The 14,643-nt window shown below is 66.1% G+C and carries 13 protein-coding genes; 5 read left to right on the forward strand and 8 right to left on the reverse strand.

Translation table 11 applies throughout. The features are described 5' to 3' along the window. Nucleotides 1-139: 139 nt before the first annotated feature. Nucleotides 140-2,356, reverse strand: coding sequence for a catalase/peroxidase HPI (gene katG / locus AC1D2E_RS31525; RefSeq protein WP_478201043.1), 2,217 nt, complete (start codon nt 2,354-2,356; stop codon nt 140-142). A 124-nt stretch (nt 2,357-2,480) separates the two neighbouring features. Then, nucleotides 2,481-3,125 carry a nucleoid occlusion factor SlmA gene (gene slmA / locus AC1D2E_RS31530; protein WP_478171032.1) on the reverse strand — a complete coding sequence of 215 codons (645 nt, stop codon included), beginning with the start codon at nt 3,123-3,125 and terminating at the stop codon, nt 2,481-2,483. A gap of 122 nt (nt 3,126-3,247) precedes the next feature. Here slmA and galE point away from each other — a divergent pair, with 122 nt between their 5' ends. Beyond that, nucleotides 3,248-4,267 carry a UDP-glucose 4-epimerase GalE gene (galE, locus tag AC1D2E_RS31535; RefSeq protein WP_478201044.1) on the forward strand — a complete coding sequence of 340 codons (1,020 nt, stop codon included), beginning with the start codon at nt 3,248-3,250 and terminating at the stop codon, nt 4,265-4,267. 9 nt (nt 4,268-4,276) lie between these two features. On the opposite strand, the gene argB is transcribed toward galE, so the two are convergent. After that, on the reverse strand, nt 4,277-5,170 hold the full coding sequence (gene argB, locus AC1D2E_RS31540) for an acetylglutamate kinase (protein WP_478201045.1): 894 nt from the start codon (nt 5,168-5,170) through the stop codon (nt 4,277-4,279). 180 nt (nt 5,171-5,350) lie between these two features. Further along, nucleotides 5,351-6,445 carry a glycosyltransferase family 4 protein gene (locus tag AC1D2E_RS31545; RefSeq protein ID WP_478201046.1) on the reverse strand — a complete coding sequence of 365 codons (1,095 nt, stop codon included), beginning with the start codon at nt 6,443-6,445 and terminating at the stop codon, nt 5,351-5,353. Between the two features lie 50 nt (nt 6,446-6,495). Between AC1D2E_RS31545 and AC1D2E_RS31550 the strand changes: the two genes are divergently transcribed. Continuing rightward, on the forward strand, nt 6,496-7,269 hold the full coding sequence (locus AC1D2E_RS31550; protein WP_478201047.1) for a glycosyltransferase family 2 protein: 774 nt from the start codon (nt 6,496-6,498) through the stop codon (nt 7,267-7,269). On the opposite strand, the gene AC1D2E_RS31555 is transcribed toward AC1D2E_RS31550, so the two are convergent. The 4 genes from AC1D2E_RS31555 to AC1D2E_RS31570 all read right to left on the reverse strand — a co-directional run bounded on the left by AC1D2E_RS31555 (nt 7,215) and on the right by AC1D2E_RS31570 (nt 11,076). Next, entirely contained in the window at nt 7,215-9,119 is a 1,905-nt protein-coding gene (locus tag AC1D2E_RS31555; protein ID WP_478201048.1) for a glycosyltransferase family 2 protein, read from the reverse strand. The genes AC1D2E_RS31550 and AC1D2E_RS31555 overlap by 55 nt on opposite strands. 278 nt (nt 9,120-9,397) lie before the next feature. After that, a complete protein-coding gene (locus AC1D2E_RS31560; RefSeq protein ID WP_478201049.1) occupies nt 9,398-9,553 on the reverse strand; it encodes a hypothetical protein in 156 nt (51 codons plus the stop codon). A gap of 30 nt (nt 9,554-9,583) precedes the next feature. Next, the gene (locus AC1D2E_RS31565) at nt 9,584-10,576 is read right to left on the reverse strand and encodes a glycosyltransferase family 2 protein (RefSeq protein ID WP_478201050.1); all 993 of its coding nucleotides are present in this window, start codon (nt 10,574-10,576) and stop codon (nt 9,584-9,586) included. Beyond that, nucleotides 10,573-11,076, reverse strand: coding sequence for a hypothetical protein (locus tag AC1D2E_RS31570; RefSeq protein ID WP_478201051.1), 504 nt, complete (start codon nt 11,074-11,076; stop codon nt 10,573-10,575). The genes AC1D2E_RS31565 and AC1D2E_RS31570 overlap by 4 nt, the downstream gene beginning before the upstream one ends. A gap of 259 nt (nt 11,077-11,335) precedes the next feature. Between AC1D2E_RS31570 and AC1D2E_RS31575 the strand changes: the two genes are divergently transcribed. The 3 genes from AC1D2E_RS31575 to AC1D2E_RS31585 are packed head-to-tail and all read left to right on the forward strand — an operon-like array spanning nt 11,336 to nt 14,304. Beyond that, entirely contained in the window at nt 11,336-12,754 is a 1,419-nt protein-coding gene (locus tag AC1D2E_RS31575) for a mannose-1-phosphate guanylyltransferase/mannose-6-phosphate isomerase (protein WP_478201054.1), read from the forward strand. A gap of 17 nt (nt 12,755-12,771) precedes the next feature. After that, nucleotides 12,772-13,554, forward strand: a complete 783-nt coding sequence (locus tag AC1D2E_RS31580) for an ABC transporter permease (RefSeq protein ID WP_478201052.1) — start codon at nt 12,772-12,774, stop codon at nt 13,552-13,554. Nucleotides 13,555-13,560: 6 nt separating this feature from the next. Further along, complete coding sequence (locus tag AC1D2E_RS31585; protein WP_478201053.1) at nt 13,561-14,304, forward strand: ABC transporter ATP-binding protein; 744 nt, start codon at nt 13,561-13,563, stop codon at nt 14,302-14,304. The last annotated feature ends 339 nt before the right edge of the window (nt 14,305-14,643 follow it).

The following is a 14,643-nucleotide window of genomic DNA, read 5'->3' on the forward strand; positions in this document are numbered from 1 at the left end:
CCGAGGGGGCCGCAGGCCGCCTTGGGGCGGCCCGGCGCCGGCCTGGCCCCCACGCTCCCTCACTGCGTGTGGTCGCTGCCCCCCGAGGGGGCCGTAGGCCGCCTTGGGGCGGCCCGGCGCCGGCCTGGCGCCGGCCGGCTCAGGCGATGTCGAAGCGGTCGAGATTCATCACCTTGGTCCACGCCGCCACGAAGTCGTCGACGAACTTCTGCTGCGCATCCGAGCTTGCGTAGACCTCGGCGAGGGCGCGCAGCTGCGCGTTCGACCCGAAGACCAGGTCGACTCGCGTCGCGGTCCACTTGAGTTCGCCGGTCTTGCGGTCGCGTCCTTCGAACTGGTCCTTGGCGTCCGAGACCGACTTCCACTCCGTGCCCATGTCGAGCAGGTTGACGAAGAAGTCGTTGCTCAAGGTGCCCGGCTTCCGGGTGAAGACGCCGTGCCGGGTCTGGCCGAAGTTGGCATCGAGCACGCGCAGGCCACCGACGAGCACCGTCATCTCGGGCGCCGTCAGCGTCAGCAACTGCGCCTTGTCGACCAGCAGCGCCTCCGCGGGCACGCTGAAGCGCGCCTTCACGTAGTTGCGGAAGCCATCCGCATACGGTTCCAGCGGCGCGAAGGAGAGCTCGTCGGTTTGCGCCTGCGAGGCGTCCTCGCGCCCCGGCGTGAAGGGCACCTTGACCTCGCGGCCGGCGTCGCGGGCCGCTTTCTCCACGCCCGCGCCACCGGCCAGGACGATCAGGTCGGCGAGAGACACCTTTTTGCCGCCAGTCTGCGCGGCGTTGAAATCGCTGCGGATGCCCTCGAGCGCCTGCAGGACCTTCGCCAGCTGCTCCGGCTGATTGACGGCCCAATCCTTCTGCGGCGCGAGACGGATCCGCGCGCCGTTCGCGCCGCCCCGCTTGTCGGAGCCGCGGAATGTGGATGCCGACGCCCAGGCCGTCGAGACGAGCTGCGCAGGGGTGAGGCCCGAGGCCAGCACCTTCTTCTTGAGGGACTCGACATCCTGCGCGTCGACCAGGGGATGGTCGACCGCGGGAATCGGGTCCTGCCAGATGAGTTCTTCGGCGGGTACCTCCGGCCCGAGGTAGCGGGCGCGCGGCCCCATGTCACGGTGGGTGAGCTTGAACCAGGCACGCGCGAAGGCTTCGGCGAGCTGATCGGGATTCGCAAGGAAGCGCCGCGAAATCTTCTCGTAAGCCGGGTCCATGCGCAACGAAAGATCGGTGGTCAGCATGGTCGGCGCGCGGCGCTTGGAAGCATCGTGCGCGTCCGGAATGGTGCCGGCACCGGCGCCGCCCTTGGCCACCCACTGGTGCGCGCCTGCAGGACTCTTGGTCAACTCCCACTCGAAGCCGAACAGGTTCTCGAGGAAGTTGTTGCTCCACTTCGTCGGCGTGGTGGTCCATGTCACTTCGAGGCCGCTGCTGATCGTATCGCCGCCCTTGCCGGTGCCGAAGCTGTTCTTCCAGCCGAGGCCCTGGTCCTCGAGACCGGCCGCCTCGGGCACGTGCGAGACATGGGTCGCCGGGGCGGCGCCATGGGTCTTGCCGAAGCTGTGGCCGCCGACGATCAGCGCCACGGTCTCTTCGTCGTCCATCGCCATGCGAGCGAAGGTCTCGCGGATGTCATAGGCTGCGGCGATCGGATCGGGGTTGCCGTCCGGACCTTCAGGATTGACGTAGATCAGCCCCATCTGCACGGCGGCGAGCGGGTTCTCCAGCTTCCGGCCTTCCTCCTCGACATCTTCCGGGCCGTGGGCGTAGCGCAGGTCGCCGCGCAGCCAGGTCGTCTCGCGACCCCAGTACACATCCTGATCCGGCTCCCACACGTCGGGGCGGCCGCCGCCGAAGCCGAAGGTCTTGAAGCCCATGGTTTCCAGTGCGACATTGCCCGCGAGAATCATCAGGTCGGCCCACGAAATCTTCTTGCCGTACTTCTGCTTAATCGGCCAGAGAAGGCGCCGCGCCTTGTCGAGGCTCACGTTGTCCGGCCAACTGTTCAGCGGCGCGAAACGCTGCTGGCCGCGGCCGCCGCCTCCTCGTCCGTCGCCGGTGCGGTAGGTGCCGGCGCTGTGCCACGCCATGCGGATGAACAGCGGACCGTAGTGCCCGAAGTCCGCCGGCCACCAGTCCTGCGAGTCCGTCATCAAGGCGGCGAGGTCCTTTTTCACCGCCGCCAGGTCGAGGCTATTGAACGCCGCGGCGTAATCGAAGTCTCCTCCCATGGGGTCGGATTTCGACGAATGCTGATGGAGCAGATCCAGGCGCAACTGCTTGGGCCACCAGTCGCGGTTCGTGGCGCCATCGCCCGCGGCCTCGCTGAACGGACACTTGGCTTCGGTCTTCTGGTTTTCCATGTGGATCTCCTACGTTGTGCGATGAAGGAGATCGATTTTGTGGCAGAAGCGGCCCTCGCGGAAATAGATACCCTTTATGCCAACCATAGAGCGCGCCGACGGGCGCGCGGCCAGATGGCTCGCGTCAGAGCATCAGCGCCACGGCGGCGTCGAGGTGCTCCGAAGGGGCGCGCCGGAAGCCCGAGCGCGCAAAGCGCTGCAGCCGCCCGACCACGAAGGCCGTCAGCGCCGAAGCCCGCACCTGCGCGTCGACGCTCGGTGTCGCCGAGCCATCGCCCGCCGCCGCGTCGCGCAGCGACTGGCGCAGGGTCGCCTCGATCTTGTCGAAGAACTGGTTCATGCGGCTCTGCAGGCGCTCGTTCTCGAACACCAGCGCATCGCCCACCATGACGCGAGTCATGCCCGGATTCTTCTCGGCGAACTGGACCAGCATCGCGACAATGCGCGCCGCCTGCTCGTGGCCCGGGGCGTCGCGCTCGACGATCTGGTTCACCAGCGTGAACACGCTCTGCTCGATGAAGTCGATCAGGCCCTCGAACATCTGCGCCTTGCTGGCGAAATGGCGATAGAGCGCGGCCTCGCTGACCTCGAGCCTGGCGGCCAGGGCCGCCGTGGTGACACGCTCGGCCCCCGGCTGCTCGAGCATGGCCGCCAGGGCCTGGAGGATCTGCACGCGCCGTTCGCCCGGCTTGGGGCGTTTGCGCGCCGGTACGGCCACCGGTTCTGAACTGCTTGTGGCGCCAAGGGCGCTCGGCTCGTCGTTCTGCATGGGCGCGTGCAAAATGTAAAAAATTGATTCTCGCACAGGGACGTTAGCGCGCGCCAACCGGACAAGCCCTGCCTGTCGCGCAGAATCGACAACGATTTCACGTTCCAACGCCAAGACAGACCATGACCCAAACGATTCTCGTGACCGGAGGCGCCGGATTCATCGGCAGCCACATCTGCGTGGCGCTGGCTGCCGCAGGGTATGCGCCCCTGGTGCTCGACAACCTGGGAAACAGCGACGTCCGCGTCTTCGACCGGCTGGCGCGCATCAGCGGCGAAGCGCCTCGCTTCATCGAAGGCGATGTGCGCGACCGCGCCTTGCTGGACCGGCTGTTCGCCGAACAGCCGATCGCCGGCGTGATCCATGTCGCCGGCCTGAAGGCGGTCGGCGATTCGGTGGCCGACCCGATCAGCTACTACGACAACAACGTGCACGGCAGCTTCGTGCTGGCGGCGGCGATGCAGGCTGCCGAGGTGCGCACGCTGATCTTCTCGTCCTCGGCCACGGTCTACGGCGAGCCCGATCATTCGCCGATCCCGGAAGACGCGCCGCGCCGGCCGGCCAACCCGTACGGGCGCTCGAAGCTGATGGTCGAGGAGGCGCTGGGCGACCTGCAGCGCTCGGACCCGCGCTGGCGGATCGCGCTGCTGCGCTATTTCAATCCCGTGGGTGCCCACGAAAGCGGGCTGATCGGGGAGCACCCGCAGGGCCGGCCGAACAACCTGATGCCCTTCGTCTGCCAGGTCGCGGTGGGCCTGCGCGACAAGCTCGCGGTCCATGGCGGCGACTATCCGACCCCCGACGGCACCGGCGTGCGCGACTACGTCCACGTGATGGACCTGGCCGAAGGCCATGTGGCGGCGCTGCGGCACGCCGAACGGCAGCCGGGACTCGCCGCCCTCAATCTCGGCACCGGCCAGGGCGCATCGGTGCTCGAGGTGGTGAAGGCCTTCGAGCGGGCGAGCGGCCGGCGCATCGCCTGCGAGATCGGCCCGCGGCGCCCCGGCGACGTCCCGGCCTACTGGGGCGATCCGGCGCTGGCGCAAGCCACGCTCGGCTGGACGGCCCGCCGCGGCCTCGACCAGATGTGCGCCGACAGCTGGCGCTGGCAGCAGGCCAATCCCCGGGGTTACGACCGCTAGCTCAGGCGCTCAGCGGGCCCGGATCATGGTGCCGTAGGCCTGGTCGGTCAGGATTTCCAGCAGCAGCGAGTGGGGCACCCGGCCGTCGATGATGTGGACCGCATTGACGCCGCTCTTGGCGGCGTCCAGCGCGCCTTCGATCTTCGGCAGCATGCCGCCGGAGATGGTGCCGTCGGCGAACAGCTCGTCGATCTCGCGCGCGCTCAGGTCGGTCAGCAGATTGCCGTTCTTGTCGAGCACGCCGGGCGTGTTGGTCAACATCATGAGCTTCTCGGCCTTCAGCACGGTCGCCAGCTTGCCGGCGACGACGTCGGCATTGATGTTGTAGCTCTCGTTTGCCTCGCCGAAGCCGATCGGGCTGACCACCGGGATGAAGGCGTCGTCCTGCAGCGCCTTGACCACGCTCGGGTCGATCGAGACGATGTCGCCGACCTGGCCGACGTCGTGGTGCAGGTTGGGGTCGTTGCGGTCGGCCATCTTGAGCTTCTGGGCCCGGATCAGGCCGCCGTCGCGCCCGGTCAGGCCCACCGCCTTGCCGCCGGCCTGGTTGATCAGGCCCACGATGTCCTGCTGCACCTCGCCGGCCAGCACCCACTCGACCACCTCCATGGTCTCGGAGTCGGTCACGCGCATGCCCTGGATGAAGTGGCCGGTCTTGCCGAGCCGCTTGAGCGCCGCCTCGATCTGCGGGCCGCCGCCGTGCACCACCACCGGATTCATGCCGACCAGCTTGAGCAGCACCACGTCTTCGGCGAAGTCGGCCTGCAGCTCGGGGTCGGTCATGGCGTTGCCGCCGTACTTGATGACGATGGTCTTGCCGTGGAACTTGCGGATGTAGGGCAGCGCCTGGGCCAGGATCTCGGCCTTGTCGCGCGGGGGGATGTTCAGGACAGGATCGGTCATTTTTGAGCGATGGAGAAAAGCAGAACCCGAATTGTGGCGGAACTGCAGGCCACCCGGCCGGCGCAGCCAGGCCCGTTGGTGAAACACCGCGGAACCGGCTTCGCCGGGCCGCCGGTGTTGCCCCCGGCAGGGGGTGGGCGGGCTACACGCAGTGAGCCCAACCTGGGGGCGAGCAACAGGTCACGGCCGCAGCCAGCGCGGCACCTTGAAGCGCACGATCATCAGGTAGGCCGCCACGTAGGTGGCGACAAACAGGGCGCAGAAGGCCATCAGCACCAGCGTGTTGTTCCAGAACAGCACCGCCGGCACCACGGTCAGCGCCGCGAAGATCCACAGGTAGGGCGAGGTGCGATTGTTGCGCGCCAGCAGCTGCCGCGCCTCGTCGTCGGCAAAGGCCACGCGGACGATGCGGCGGAAGATCAGCTGGTGGAAATGCAGCGCGTCGGCATCGCCCGGCGACTGGCCGCGCGCCACCTTGCGGTAGATCGAGAACACGGTCTCCCACACCGGGTAGATCAGCAGCAGCATCGGGAACCACGGCGACACCACCCGGTGCCTTTGCACCAGCGTCACCGCGGCCACGGCGATCACCATGCCCCAGACGTAGGCCCCGCCGTCGCCGGCGAAGATCTTGCCGCGCGGATAGTTCCAGATCAGGAAGCCCAACGTGGCGCCGACCAGGCAGATCATCATGGCCGCCAGCTGGCGGTCGCCGACCTGCAGCGCGACGTGGGTAATCGCCAGGCAGACCAGCACCGCCACCGTGCCGGCCAGGCCGTTGTAGCCGTCGATGATGTTGAAGGCATGCGGCAGGCCGCCGATGGCCAGCGCCGCGAACAGCATCGCCGCATAGGGCATGGTCTGCAGCCAGCCATCGACGACCGGAATGCCGACCCGCGCCAGGCCGAGGTTCAGCACCCAGCACAGCAGCAGCGCGGAACCGATCGTGAGCCCGAGCCGGTAGCGCACCGTCACTTGCTGCGTCACGTCCTCGATGATGCCGCCCAGCACGGCCGGGGCGATGCACAGCAGCGTCAGCGCCGAAGCCTTGAGCGGCCAGGAGACATTGAACGGATCCGAGCCGAGGCCGGCGACCAACCAGGCCACGCCGGTGCCGATGAAGATGCCGGCCCCTCCCAGCCGGGGCACGTGCCCCTTGTGGAAGCGCTGCGGCATGTCGGCGGCATAGCGCCGGGCGTGCCGGCGGGCGCGGCGCATGAACACCTGCACGGCGAATGCAGAGAGGAGGAAGCTGATGACGATCAGGGCAATCATGGGGTGTTGGCGGGAACCCTAGAATTCCCGAGCGAAATTAGACCATGCCGATGACCCCCTCCCCTCCTGCCTCCATCACGGTGTCGATCGTGAGCCACGGCCAGCTCGACCTCGTGCGCCCCCTGATGGAGGAGCTCGACCGCTTCAGCCGAGGCATGGTCGCCAAGGTGGTGCTGACGATCAACGTCCCCGAATCCGACGCGCTGGCGGGCCTGGCGTGGGGTTTCGAGGTGGAACGGATCGAGAACCCGGCGCCCAAGGGCTTCGGCGCCAACCACAACCAGGCTTTCGAGCGCTGCGCGACGCCGTGGTTCCTGGTGCTCAACCCGGACATCCGCTTCGACCGCGACATCCTGGCGCCGCTGGTGGCGCAGGCACGCCCCGACGCCGGCCTGCTGACGCCGCGCATCCTCGAGCCGGGCAAGGCCGAGCCCGAGCAGCACCGGGCGATCATCACGCCGCACGAGATCCTGGTGCGCCGGCGTCCAGGCTACGTCCGCCCGGCCGTGCCGCACTGGATTCCGGGGCTGTTCATGCTGTTTCGCAGCGAGGCCTACCGCCGGATCGGCGGCTTCGACGAGCGCTTCTTCATGTATGGGGAAGATTTCGACATCTGCGCCCGGACCCAGCTTGCCGGCTGGAAGCTGCAGGTGGCCGAGGACCTGCTGGCCCTGCACGATGCGCGGCGCGCCAGCCGCAGCAGCCGCAAGCACCTGTACTGGCACGTGACCAGCCTGCTCAAAGTGTGGGGGTCGAAGACCTTTTGGCGCTACCGAAGGTTGGTGGGGGACTCGAGCGGCGCCAGGCGCGGCGGCCATGCGTAGCTGAAATCCTCGAAATCGAGCGTGAGATTCGGGCTGTACGCAGGGTCTTCCCGCAATGCCTTGCCCCAGCGCTCCAGCATGTATCGCACCTCGCCGTCGTGGCGCGCCTTCCTTTCAGGGGCTGCGTCATCGCCGCGGGTCGCCGACTCATGGTGAAACAGCTCCGCATACGGCGTCCACACGTTGCGATAGCCGGCATCACGCACACGCAAACAGAGATCGATGTCGTTGTACGCGACCTTCAGGTTCTTCTCGTCGAGACCACCCACCGACTGGTATAGCTCCTTGCGCACCACCATGCATGCAGCAGTGACGGCAGACAGGGACTGAATCAGAGTGGCCCGCTGAAAATGACCCGGATCACCCGCCTGGAGCCGCTTGTGAGAGTGGCCAGCGACGCCGCCGATCCCCAGAATGACCCCGCCATGCTGGAGCCGCATGTCTGAATACCAGAGCCGTGCACCCACCGCGCCCACCCCGGGCTGGAGCGCTATCCCGACCATCTCCGAGAGCCAATCGGGCGATATCACCTCGATGTCATTGTTGATCAGTCCAACGAACTCGCCGCTTGCCAGTTCGACAGCCTCATTGTTGAGCGCCGAATAGTTGAACGGCCTGTCGTCGCGAACGACGCGAATGCCCGGCTGCTCTTCGAGTTGGCGGAAGTAGTCGAGCGCAACCGGGTCATCCGATCCATTGTCGACCAGAATGATCTCGTAGCGCGGATAGCTCGTCTTCCGCTGGATGCTCTCGATGCACTGCCTCACCAGTGCCGCAGCGTTTCGCGTCGGAATGACGAGCGACACCAGCGGTGGCGGATCAGGCAGATCGTAGTGGGCCCGATAGCCGTCGGGGGTGTACGCCACATGCCCGCGCACGCCGGTGCGCACGAAGTGCTCGTTCAGCGCGCGCACGCCCGCCTGCTGCGCATAGGGCTTGGCCTGCATCGACGTCGCCGTGCTCGCTTCATGCACACGCCAGTGATAAAGCACCCTCGGGATGTGATGCACCTGTCCTGGTGCGACATGCTCGATGCAGCGCAAGACGAGGTCATAGTCCTGCGCGCCCTCGAGCCCTTCCCTGAAGCCGCCCATCGCCCGGACCAGGTCGGTGCGGAAGGCCCCCAAGTGCGAGAACATGTTTTGCGACAGGAACAGATCGAGGTTCCAGTCAGGCTTGAAGTTGGGCGCCGACCGCACGCCCTGACCGTCGATCTTGTCTTCGTCGGAATAGATCAGGCGCGCTTCCGGATGGCGATCGATCGCATCGGCCAACCAGAAAAGGGCATGCTCGGCCAGCACGTCGTCGTGATCCATGAGTGCAACCCATGGCCCGCTGGCCAACTCGAGCGCACTGTTCGACGCCGCGGAAATATGTCCATTCCGCGGCCTGAAGACAAGCTTGATGCGTGAGTCGAGCGCAGCGTATTCGCTCAGCAATGCACGGGTCGCTTCCGAGGGCGATGCGTCGTCGGCAATGCACAGCTCCCAGCACGGGTAGATCTGCCGGCGCACGGATTCGATCGCCTCGCGCAGCCACGCTGCGTCGGCATCGAAGACCGGCATRACCACCGATATCAGAGGTGTACGGCCCATGGTCGCGATGCGCTGCCTCATCAGGGCGCGGAGTCCGTCCGTCGTCGTGTCGTAGCGCTTCACCCACTCGCCGTAGTGCTTGCGATCCAGCGTCCCGGCATCTGCCATGCGAGGAGGACCTTCGCCGCGCAAGAGGATGCCAAACGAGGTTTTCAGACCTCGCAAGCCCGATTGCCTGAAGATCAGCCAGGTCCGCCCCAACATGCCGGTCACGCCGCCGCCCTTGTAGACCGCAGCAGGCAGGACCTGGACCATCCGCCAAACACGACGGGCCCGCGCGGCAAGCATTGAAGGGGCAGACATCCGTGCCTACACCGACTCGAGGAGGTCGCGCAAGTCGCTGCACGCGCCACGGGCGGGGATTTCACAAGGGCCAATCATTGCTTTGTGGATCACGGGAACGAACCGGCCCGCCCGACTGACGGGGAGATGGCCGTTGGGGGAGCAAGAAGYGACTGGAATCAAGGCGAAGCCGGCAAAATTGGAATCTTAAGGGGTTGCGCCAGCCCTGCGAGGCAGAGACAGGCTGGCTCTCAAATCAGGCTGCGGCGCGGTAGCGCCTCCAAAAGCCCCGTCTGGTTGAAGACGCTCTTGACCGCGCGCTCGATGAAGTCGGCGCCGTTGTAGAACGGCATGACAACGACGACCGAGGGCCGGGCAGCGGGGGAGGAATCGATCTTGTCGGGCATTCGGCGAGGCGGGGTGATCTTCGGAAGGTCTCAGACGGATTCGAACAGGTCGCGGACGACGCCGCGCGTGCCGCGGCCGAACTTTTCGTAGCGGCCGGTCATGGCTTCGCGCAGCACCGGGAGGCAGCGCGCCACGCGTGACGCCGGCAGCGCGGCCCGGAAGCGCTGGTGTTCCAGCTTGTCGCGCAGCTTCTGGATGGTATCCGGAGCCACCTGGTCGCCCAGGGAAAGCAGCCGCTCGAGCAGGAGTTCGGCCTTCAGGGCCCGCTCCTGGTGCGTGGTGCCGCGCGAGGCCAGGGCTTTCCTGACCTTTTCCGTGAAGGAATCGCGGCGCGCGCCGATCTGGTTGCTTTCATGCTGGCGATAGTCGATCAGCGCGTCCTCGAGCACGTCGACCCGGCCGATCGCCGAGGCGACGATGCCCAGCCACTCGTCGTGCAGCCACTCCTTCGGGAAGTCCAGCGCCTGCTCGAGCAGGGAGCGCCGGAACAAGGTGGTCGCGCCGGTGACCAGATTGCGGCGCAGGAAGACGTCGAAGGCGCGGCCCTCGTGGATCCAGGCCCGTTCGAAGGACTTGACCTCCAGCGCATGGAACAGCGACAGCCCGAGCTCCTTCAGGTCGTCGTCGACCAGCCGGGCGTCGCTGTGCAGCAGCAGCAGGTCGGGGCGCTGGTCGAACGGGGCCACCATCCGCGCCAGGCGGTCGGGATGCCAGACATCGTCCTGGTCGCTGAGGGCGATCAGGTCGCCGGTGCAGGCGCGCGCGGCCTGCTCGAAGTTCTTGGTGACCCGCAGTGCGGGCACGTTGCGGATCGCGCGAAAGCCGATCGCCAGGCCCGGGCGCTCGCGCAGGCAGGCCTCGAGGGCGTTCTGCGCCACTTCGACGCAGCCGTCGGTGGAGGCGTCGTCGGACAAGACGATGTCGGCCGGCGGCAGGGATTGCAGGCAGATGCTGCGGACCTGCTCGCCGACGAATCGGGCGCCGTTGTGGGTGCAGAGGGCGACGGAAACGGAGAGGGTCATGGGGCTGCGGYGCCGGCGATCCAGGGCACGCGAGGCGGCCAGGCCAGGCCGAAATCCTCGGCATGGGCCGTGAGGTTGGGGTTGTAGGCGGGGTCGTCGGCGATCAGTTCAGGCCATTTCGACCRCATGTAGTCCTGCTCCCGGTCGAAGCGCTGGCGCTTTGCCGACGACGCATCGGATCCTCGCGTCGCAGATTCGTGATGGAAAAGCTCCGCATGGGGGTCCTGGGCCAGGATGGCGTCGATCGACGCCGCCAGCAAGGGCACCTGGTCCGTGCTCGCTGCAAGCACGATCGAAAGCGAAGGCCGCACAACCTGGCCGGTCCTGCGGACGCAGAAGGGATCCGGCATCCCGGGGGGCGGTGAGTCATACAGGCGGATCCATTCGGCGTAGCTCTGGTCGCTCCTCGATGGGGCCGGGCCCGGTGCCGGTTTTCGCCCCAGTTGCCGGCTCAGCCAGCGCAAGGGCGCCGAGAACCGCCAGCTGGTCGACTGGCGCATGGCCTGCAGCTGTTCCTCGAGCCCCGTGACTTCCGAGGTCAGGCGCCTGACCTGGCGGTGCAGTTGGGCCTTCTCATGGTCGACGCTGCGCGGGCGGGGGCTGCTCGGCTGGTGCGTCGTCGGCAGGGTGGGCTTTGTAAACATCGTTGGTGAACTGCGGCATGGATCGGTGGCAAGCCAAGGCCTCGCGGCCCCGGGCTCCGAGGCCGGCTGGAGTCGGACCGGTAAAATTATCGCCCGTCCAGAACTCAGGAAAAAAATGCGCTTGCTTTCAGTTGTGCTCTCGGGAGGCGCAGGCTCCCGCCTGTGGCCCGCGTCGCGCCAGGCCTTTCCGAAGCCCTTCATGAAGCTCGGTGGCTCGACCCTGCTCCAGCAAGCCGTGGAACGGGGACAGGCCTGCGGCACCGGCGACCTGATGATCGTCACCAACAAGGACCACCTGTTCCTCACCAAGGACGTGTTGCGGCAGATGGCCGACCCGCCCGAAGCCACGCTGCTGCTCGAGCCCAAGGGCCGCAATACCGGGCCCGCGATCGCGCTGGCGGCGCTCCAGTGCGTCAAGCAATTCAGCGGGGATACCGTGATGCTGGTGCTCTCGGCCGATCATCTGGTGCCGGACGTCGAGGCCTTCGTCGCCAGCGCCAGCCAGGCTTTCAGGCTCGCCGCGCAAGGCGCCCTGGTTGTTTTTGGCATCAGTCCCTCCAGCCCGGACACCGGCTTCGGCTACGTCGAGGTGGAGCACGTGTCGCGCGAAAGCCAGCGTGCCAAGCGCTTCGTGGAAAAGCCGGACCTCCAGACCGCGCAGGAATACCTCGCAACCGGCCGTTACTACTGGAACAGCGGCATGTTCTGCTTCACCGCGGACGCCATCATCTCGGCCTTCGAGCGGCACGCACCCGAGCTGCTGGCCGCCGCGCGCCGCGCGCTCGAATCGTCGCAGACAGCGAACAACACCGTCCAGTTCAACCTGCATGACTTCGGCCTGCAGCCGGACATCAGCATCGACTACGCCGTCATGGAACGCGCCGACAACGTCCATGTGGTGCCGGCCAAGTTCAGTTGGAGCGACGTGGGTTCCTGGCCTTCGGTGGCCAAGGCGCATACCTCCGATGCCAGCGGCAACAGCATGCCATCGAACACCGTTGCGATCGACACCACGGGAACGCACGTTCAGGTCGACAGCCACGGCCCGAAGGTGGTCGCGACATTGGGCGTGCATGATCTCGTGATCGTCGACACGCCGGACGCGCTGCTGGTAGCTCACAAGGACAGTGCGCAGGACGTCAAGAGAATCGTCGACACCTTGAAGGACCGTCAGCATGAGGCGGTCAATCTCCCGGCCGTGGTGCATCGGCCCTGGGGCACCTATGCCTCCCTCAAGGAGGAAGACGGCTACAAGGTCAAGCGCATCACGGTGAAGCCCGGCGAATCGCTCTCGCTGCAATACCACCATCAACGCGCCGAACACTGGGTGGTCGTGCAGGGTACGGCGCTGGTCCAGGTCGGCGACGTGGAATACAAGACCCTGCCCGGCGAGTACAGATACATCCCCTTGAAAGAAAGACATCGTTTGACGAATACAGGCAAGGACGAACTGGTGCTGATCGAAGTGCAGTGTGGGGCCTACCTTGGAGAAGACGACATCGTGCGGCTTGCCGACACCTACGGACGCGTATGAGCCAGGCACATTCGAATTTGCATCGCAGCGCCTGGGGCGACTGGTGGGAAGGCGCCCGTCGCACCGATATCTGGTGGACTCTCGCCTGGTTCGACATCGTGCTTCGCTATCGCCGCTCGATGCTGGGCCCGCTGTGGCTCACGCTCAGCATGGGCGCGATGATCGGCGGCATGGGGCCGCTCTACAGCTCGCTATTCGGCACCGAACTGTCGAAGTTCTTCCCCCACCTGGCACTCGGCATCATCTTCTGGGGATTTTTCTCGGCCATGGTGACGGATTCCTGCAACGCGTTCATCGGATCTGCGAACTATCTGAAGCAGGGTTATTTCCCGATCAGCCTTTTCGTCTGGCGCAGCATGGCGCGCAATCTGATCCAGTTTGCCCATCAGATCGTTCTATATATTCCCGTGGCGATCTGGGCCGGCGTCTCGCTGGGGTGGTCGGCGCTGCTCTTCGTGCCGGCTTTCCTGCTTGTGCTGATCAATGCGCAAGCCGTGGGCATTGCGCTCGGCCTGGTCTGCACGCGGTTTCGCGACGTCACGCAGATCGTCACCAGCGTGATGCAGATGCTGATGTTCCTCACGCCCGTGTTCTGGCTGCCCTCGAGCCTACCCGGACGCGCGAAGTACATCCTCTGGAACCCCTTCGCTCAGATGCTGGACCTTCTGCGCACGCCGCTGATGGGCGGGGTCGCCGAGAGTCATAACTGGTGGGGGATTCTCGGCTGGACGGCCGCGACCCTGATCGTGTCGAGCCTCCTCTTCGCGAAATACCGCCGCCGCGTCGTCTACTGGCTGTAACTCCACATGGCTCTCATTTCTCTCAAGAACGTCTCGGTCAATTTCCCGATCTACGGGGCCGGAGCGGCCTCCTTCAAGAAGACGCTGGCTGCCTCGGTGACGGGTGGGCGCTTCGGCAAGGAAACCGGTGTCAACGTAGTCCAAGCTCTCAGCAACATCGATCTCGAATTGAAGAGCGGCGACCGCCTCGGACTGATCGGCCACAACGGTGCCGGCAAGTCGACCCTGCTGCGCGCGCTGGCCGGCGTTTACGAACCTTCGTCCGGCGAATTCGTCCGACAGGGGACGGTCTCCAGTTTGATCGATCCTTCGTTGGGCATCGAAGCGGACGCCACGGGCATCGAGAACATCATGCTGCGCGGCCTCGTGATGGGAATGAGCAAGAAGCAGATCGACACCTTGACTCCCGAAATCTGCGAATTCAGCGGGCTCGGCGAATACGTCAACATGCCGGTGCGCACCTACTCGACCGGCATGCTGATGCGCCTTGCTTTCTCAATCTCCACCAGTGTGCAGGCCGACATCCTGCTGATGGACGAATGGCTGTCGGTCGGCGACGCCGAATTCACCCACAAGGCCGAGCAGCGCATGAAGGATGTGGTGGCGAAGTCCGGCATCCTGGTGCTGGCCTCGCATTCACCGGAACTGATCGCGAAGGAATGCAACCGGGTCATCCACCTGGAACACGGTCGCATCGTCAGTCAGTCCGTGACCGAGCCGGTCAACCTGCCTCTCTCCGCCGCAGCCTGATTTCCTCCAGCCGCGCGGCAATGCGCCGGCCGGGGGCCTCCAGCGACAGGTTGGCTTCCGCGCAGGCCTTCAGCGAGGCGGCGTCCAGCTGTCGCCCCTGGCCCCGCCTTCGCCAAAGAGCGCGTCCTTCTCCGAATCTTCAGCGACACCACGCTGGGTCACCCGATCCCTTTCGCCTGCGCGGCCACGCCGCGCTGATCCTAGAGCTCGGTAAGAATGAGGAATTACCGGAAGGGGTCCGAGGCAGTCATCGCTATGACGTTTTTCGAGACCGACGTTCCGCGAACAGCACATCGAGCCGCTTGCACATTGCTTTCCCTACGGCCGCAGGGTTATAAC

Source organism: Variovorax sp. P1_H2 (assembly GCF_056405295.1).

Bases quoted from the DNA above. Each gene is read 5' to 3' on its own strand.
- katG (WP_478201043.1), bottom strand. From the start codon at position 2,356: ATGGAAAACCAGAAGACCGAAGCCAAGTGTCCGTTCAGCGAGGCCGCG.
- slmA (WP_478171032.1), bottom strand. From the start codon at position 3,125: ATGCAGAACGACGAGCCGAGCGCCCTTGGCGCCACAAGCAGTTCAGAA.
- galE (WP_478201044.1), top strand. From the start codon at position 3,248: ATGACCCAAACGATTCTCGTGACCGGAGGCGCCGGATTCATCGGCAGC.
- argB (WP_478201045.1), bottom strand. From the start codon at position 5,170: ATGACCGATCCTGTCCTGAACATCCCCCCGCGCGACAAGGCCGAGATC.
- AC1D2E_RS31545 (WP_478201046.1), bottom strand. From the start codon at position 6,445: ATGATTGCCCTGATCGTCATCAGCTTCCTCCTCTCTGCATTCGCCGTG.
- AC1D2E_RS31550 (WP_478201047.1), top strand. From the start codon at position 6,496: ATGACCCCCTCCCCTCCTGCCTCCATCACGGTGTCGATCGTGAGCCAC.
- AC1D2E_RS31560 (WP_478201049.1), bottom strand. From the start codon at position 9,553: ATGCCCGACAAGATCGATTCCTCCCCCGCTGCCCGGCCCTCGGTCGTC.
- AC1D2E_RS31565 (WP_478201050.1), bottom strand. From the start codon at position 10,576: ATGACCCTCTCCGTTTCCGTCGCCCTCTGCACCCACAACGGCGCCCGA.
- AC1D2E_RS31575 (WP_478201054.1), top strand. From the start codon at position 11,336: ATGCGCTTGCTTTCAGTTGTGCTCTCGGGAGGCGCAGGCTCCCGCCTG.
- AC1D2E_RS31585 (WP_478201053.1), top strand. From the start codon at position 13,561: ATGGCTCTCATTTCTCTCAAGAACGTCTCGGTCAATTTCCCGATCTAC.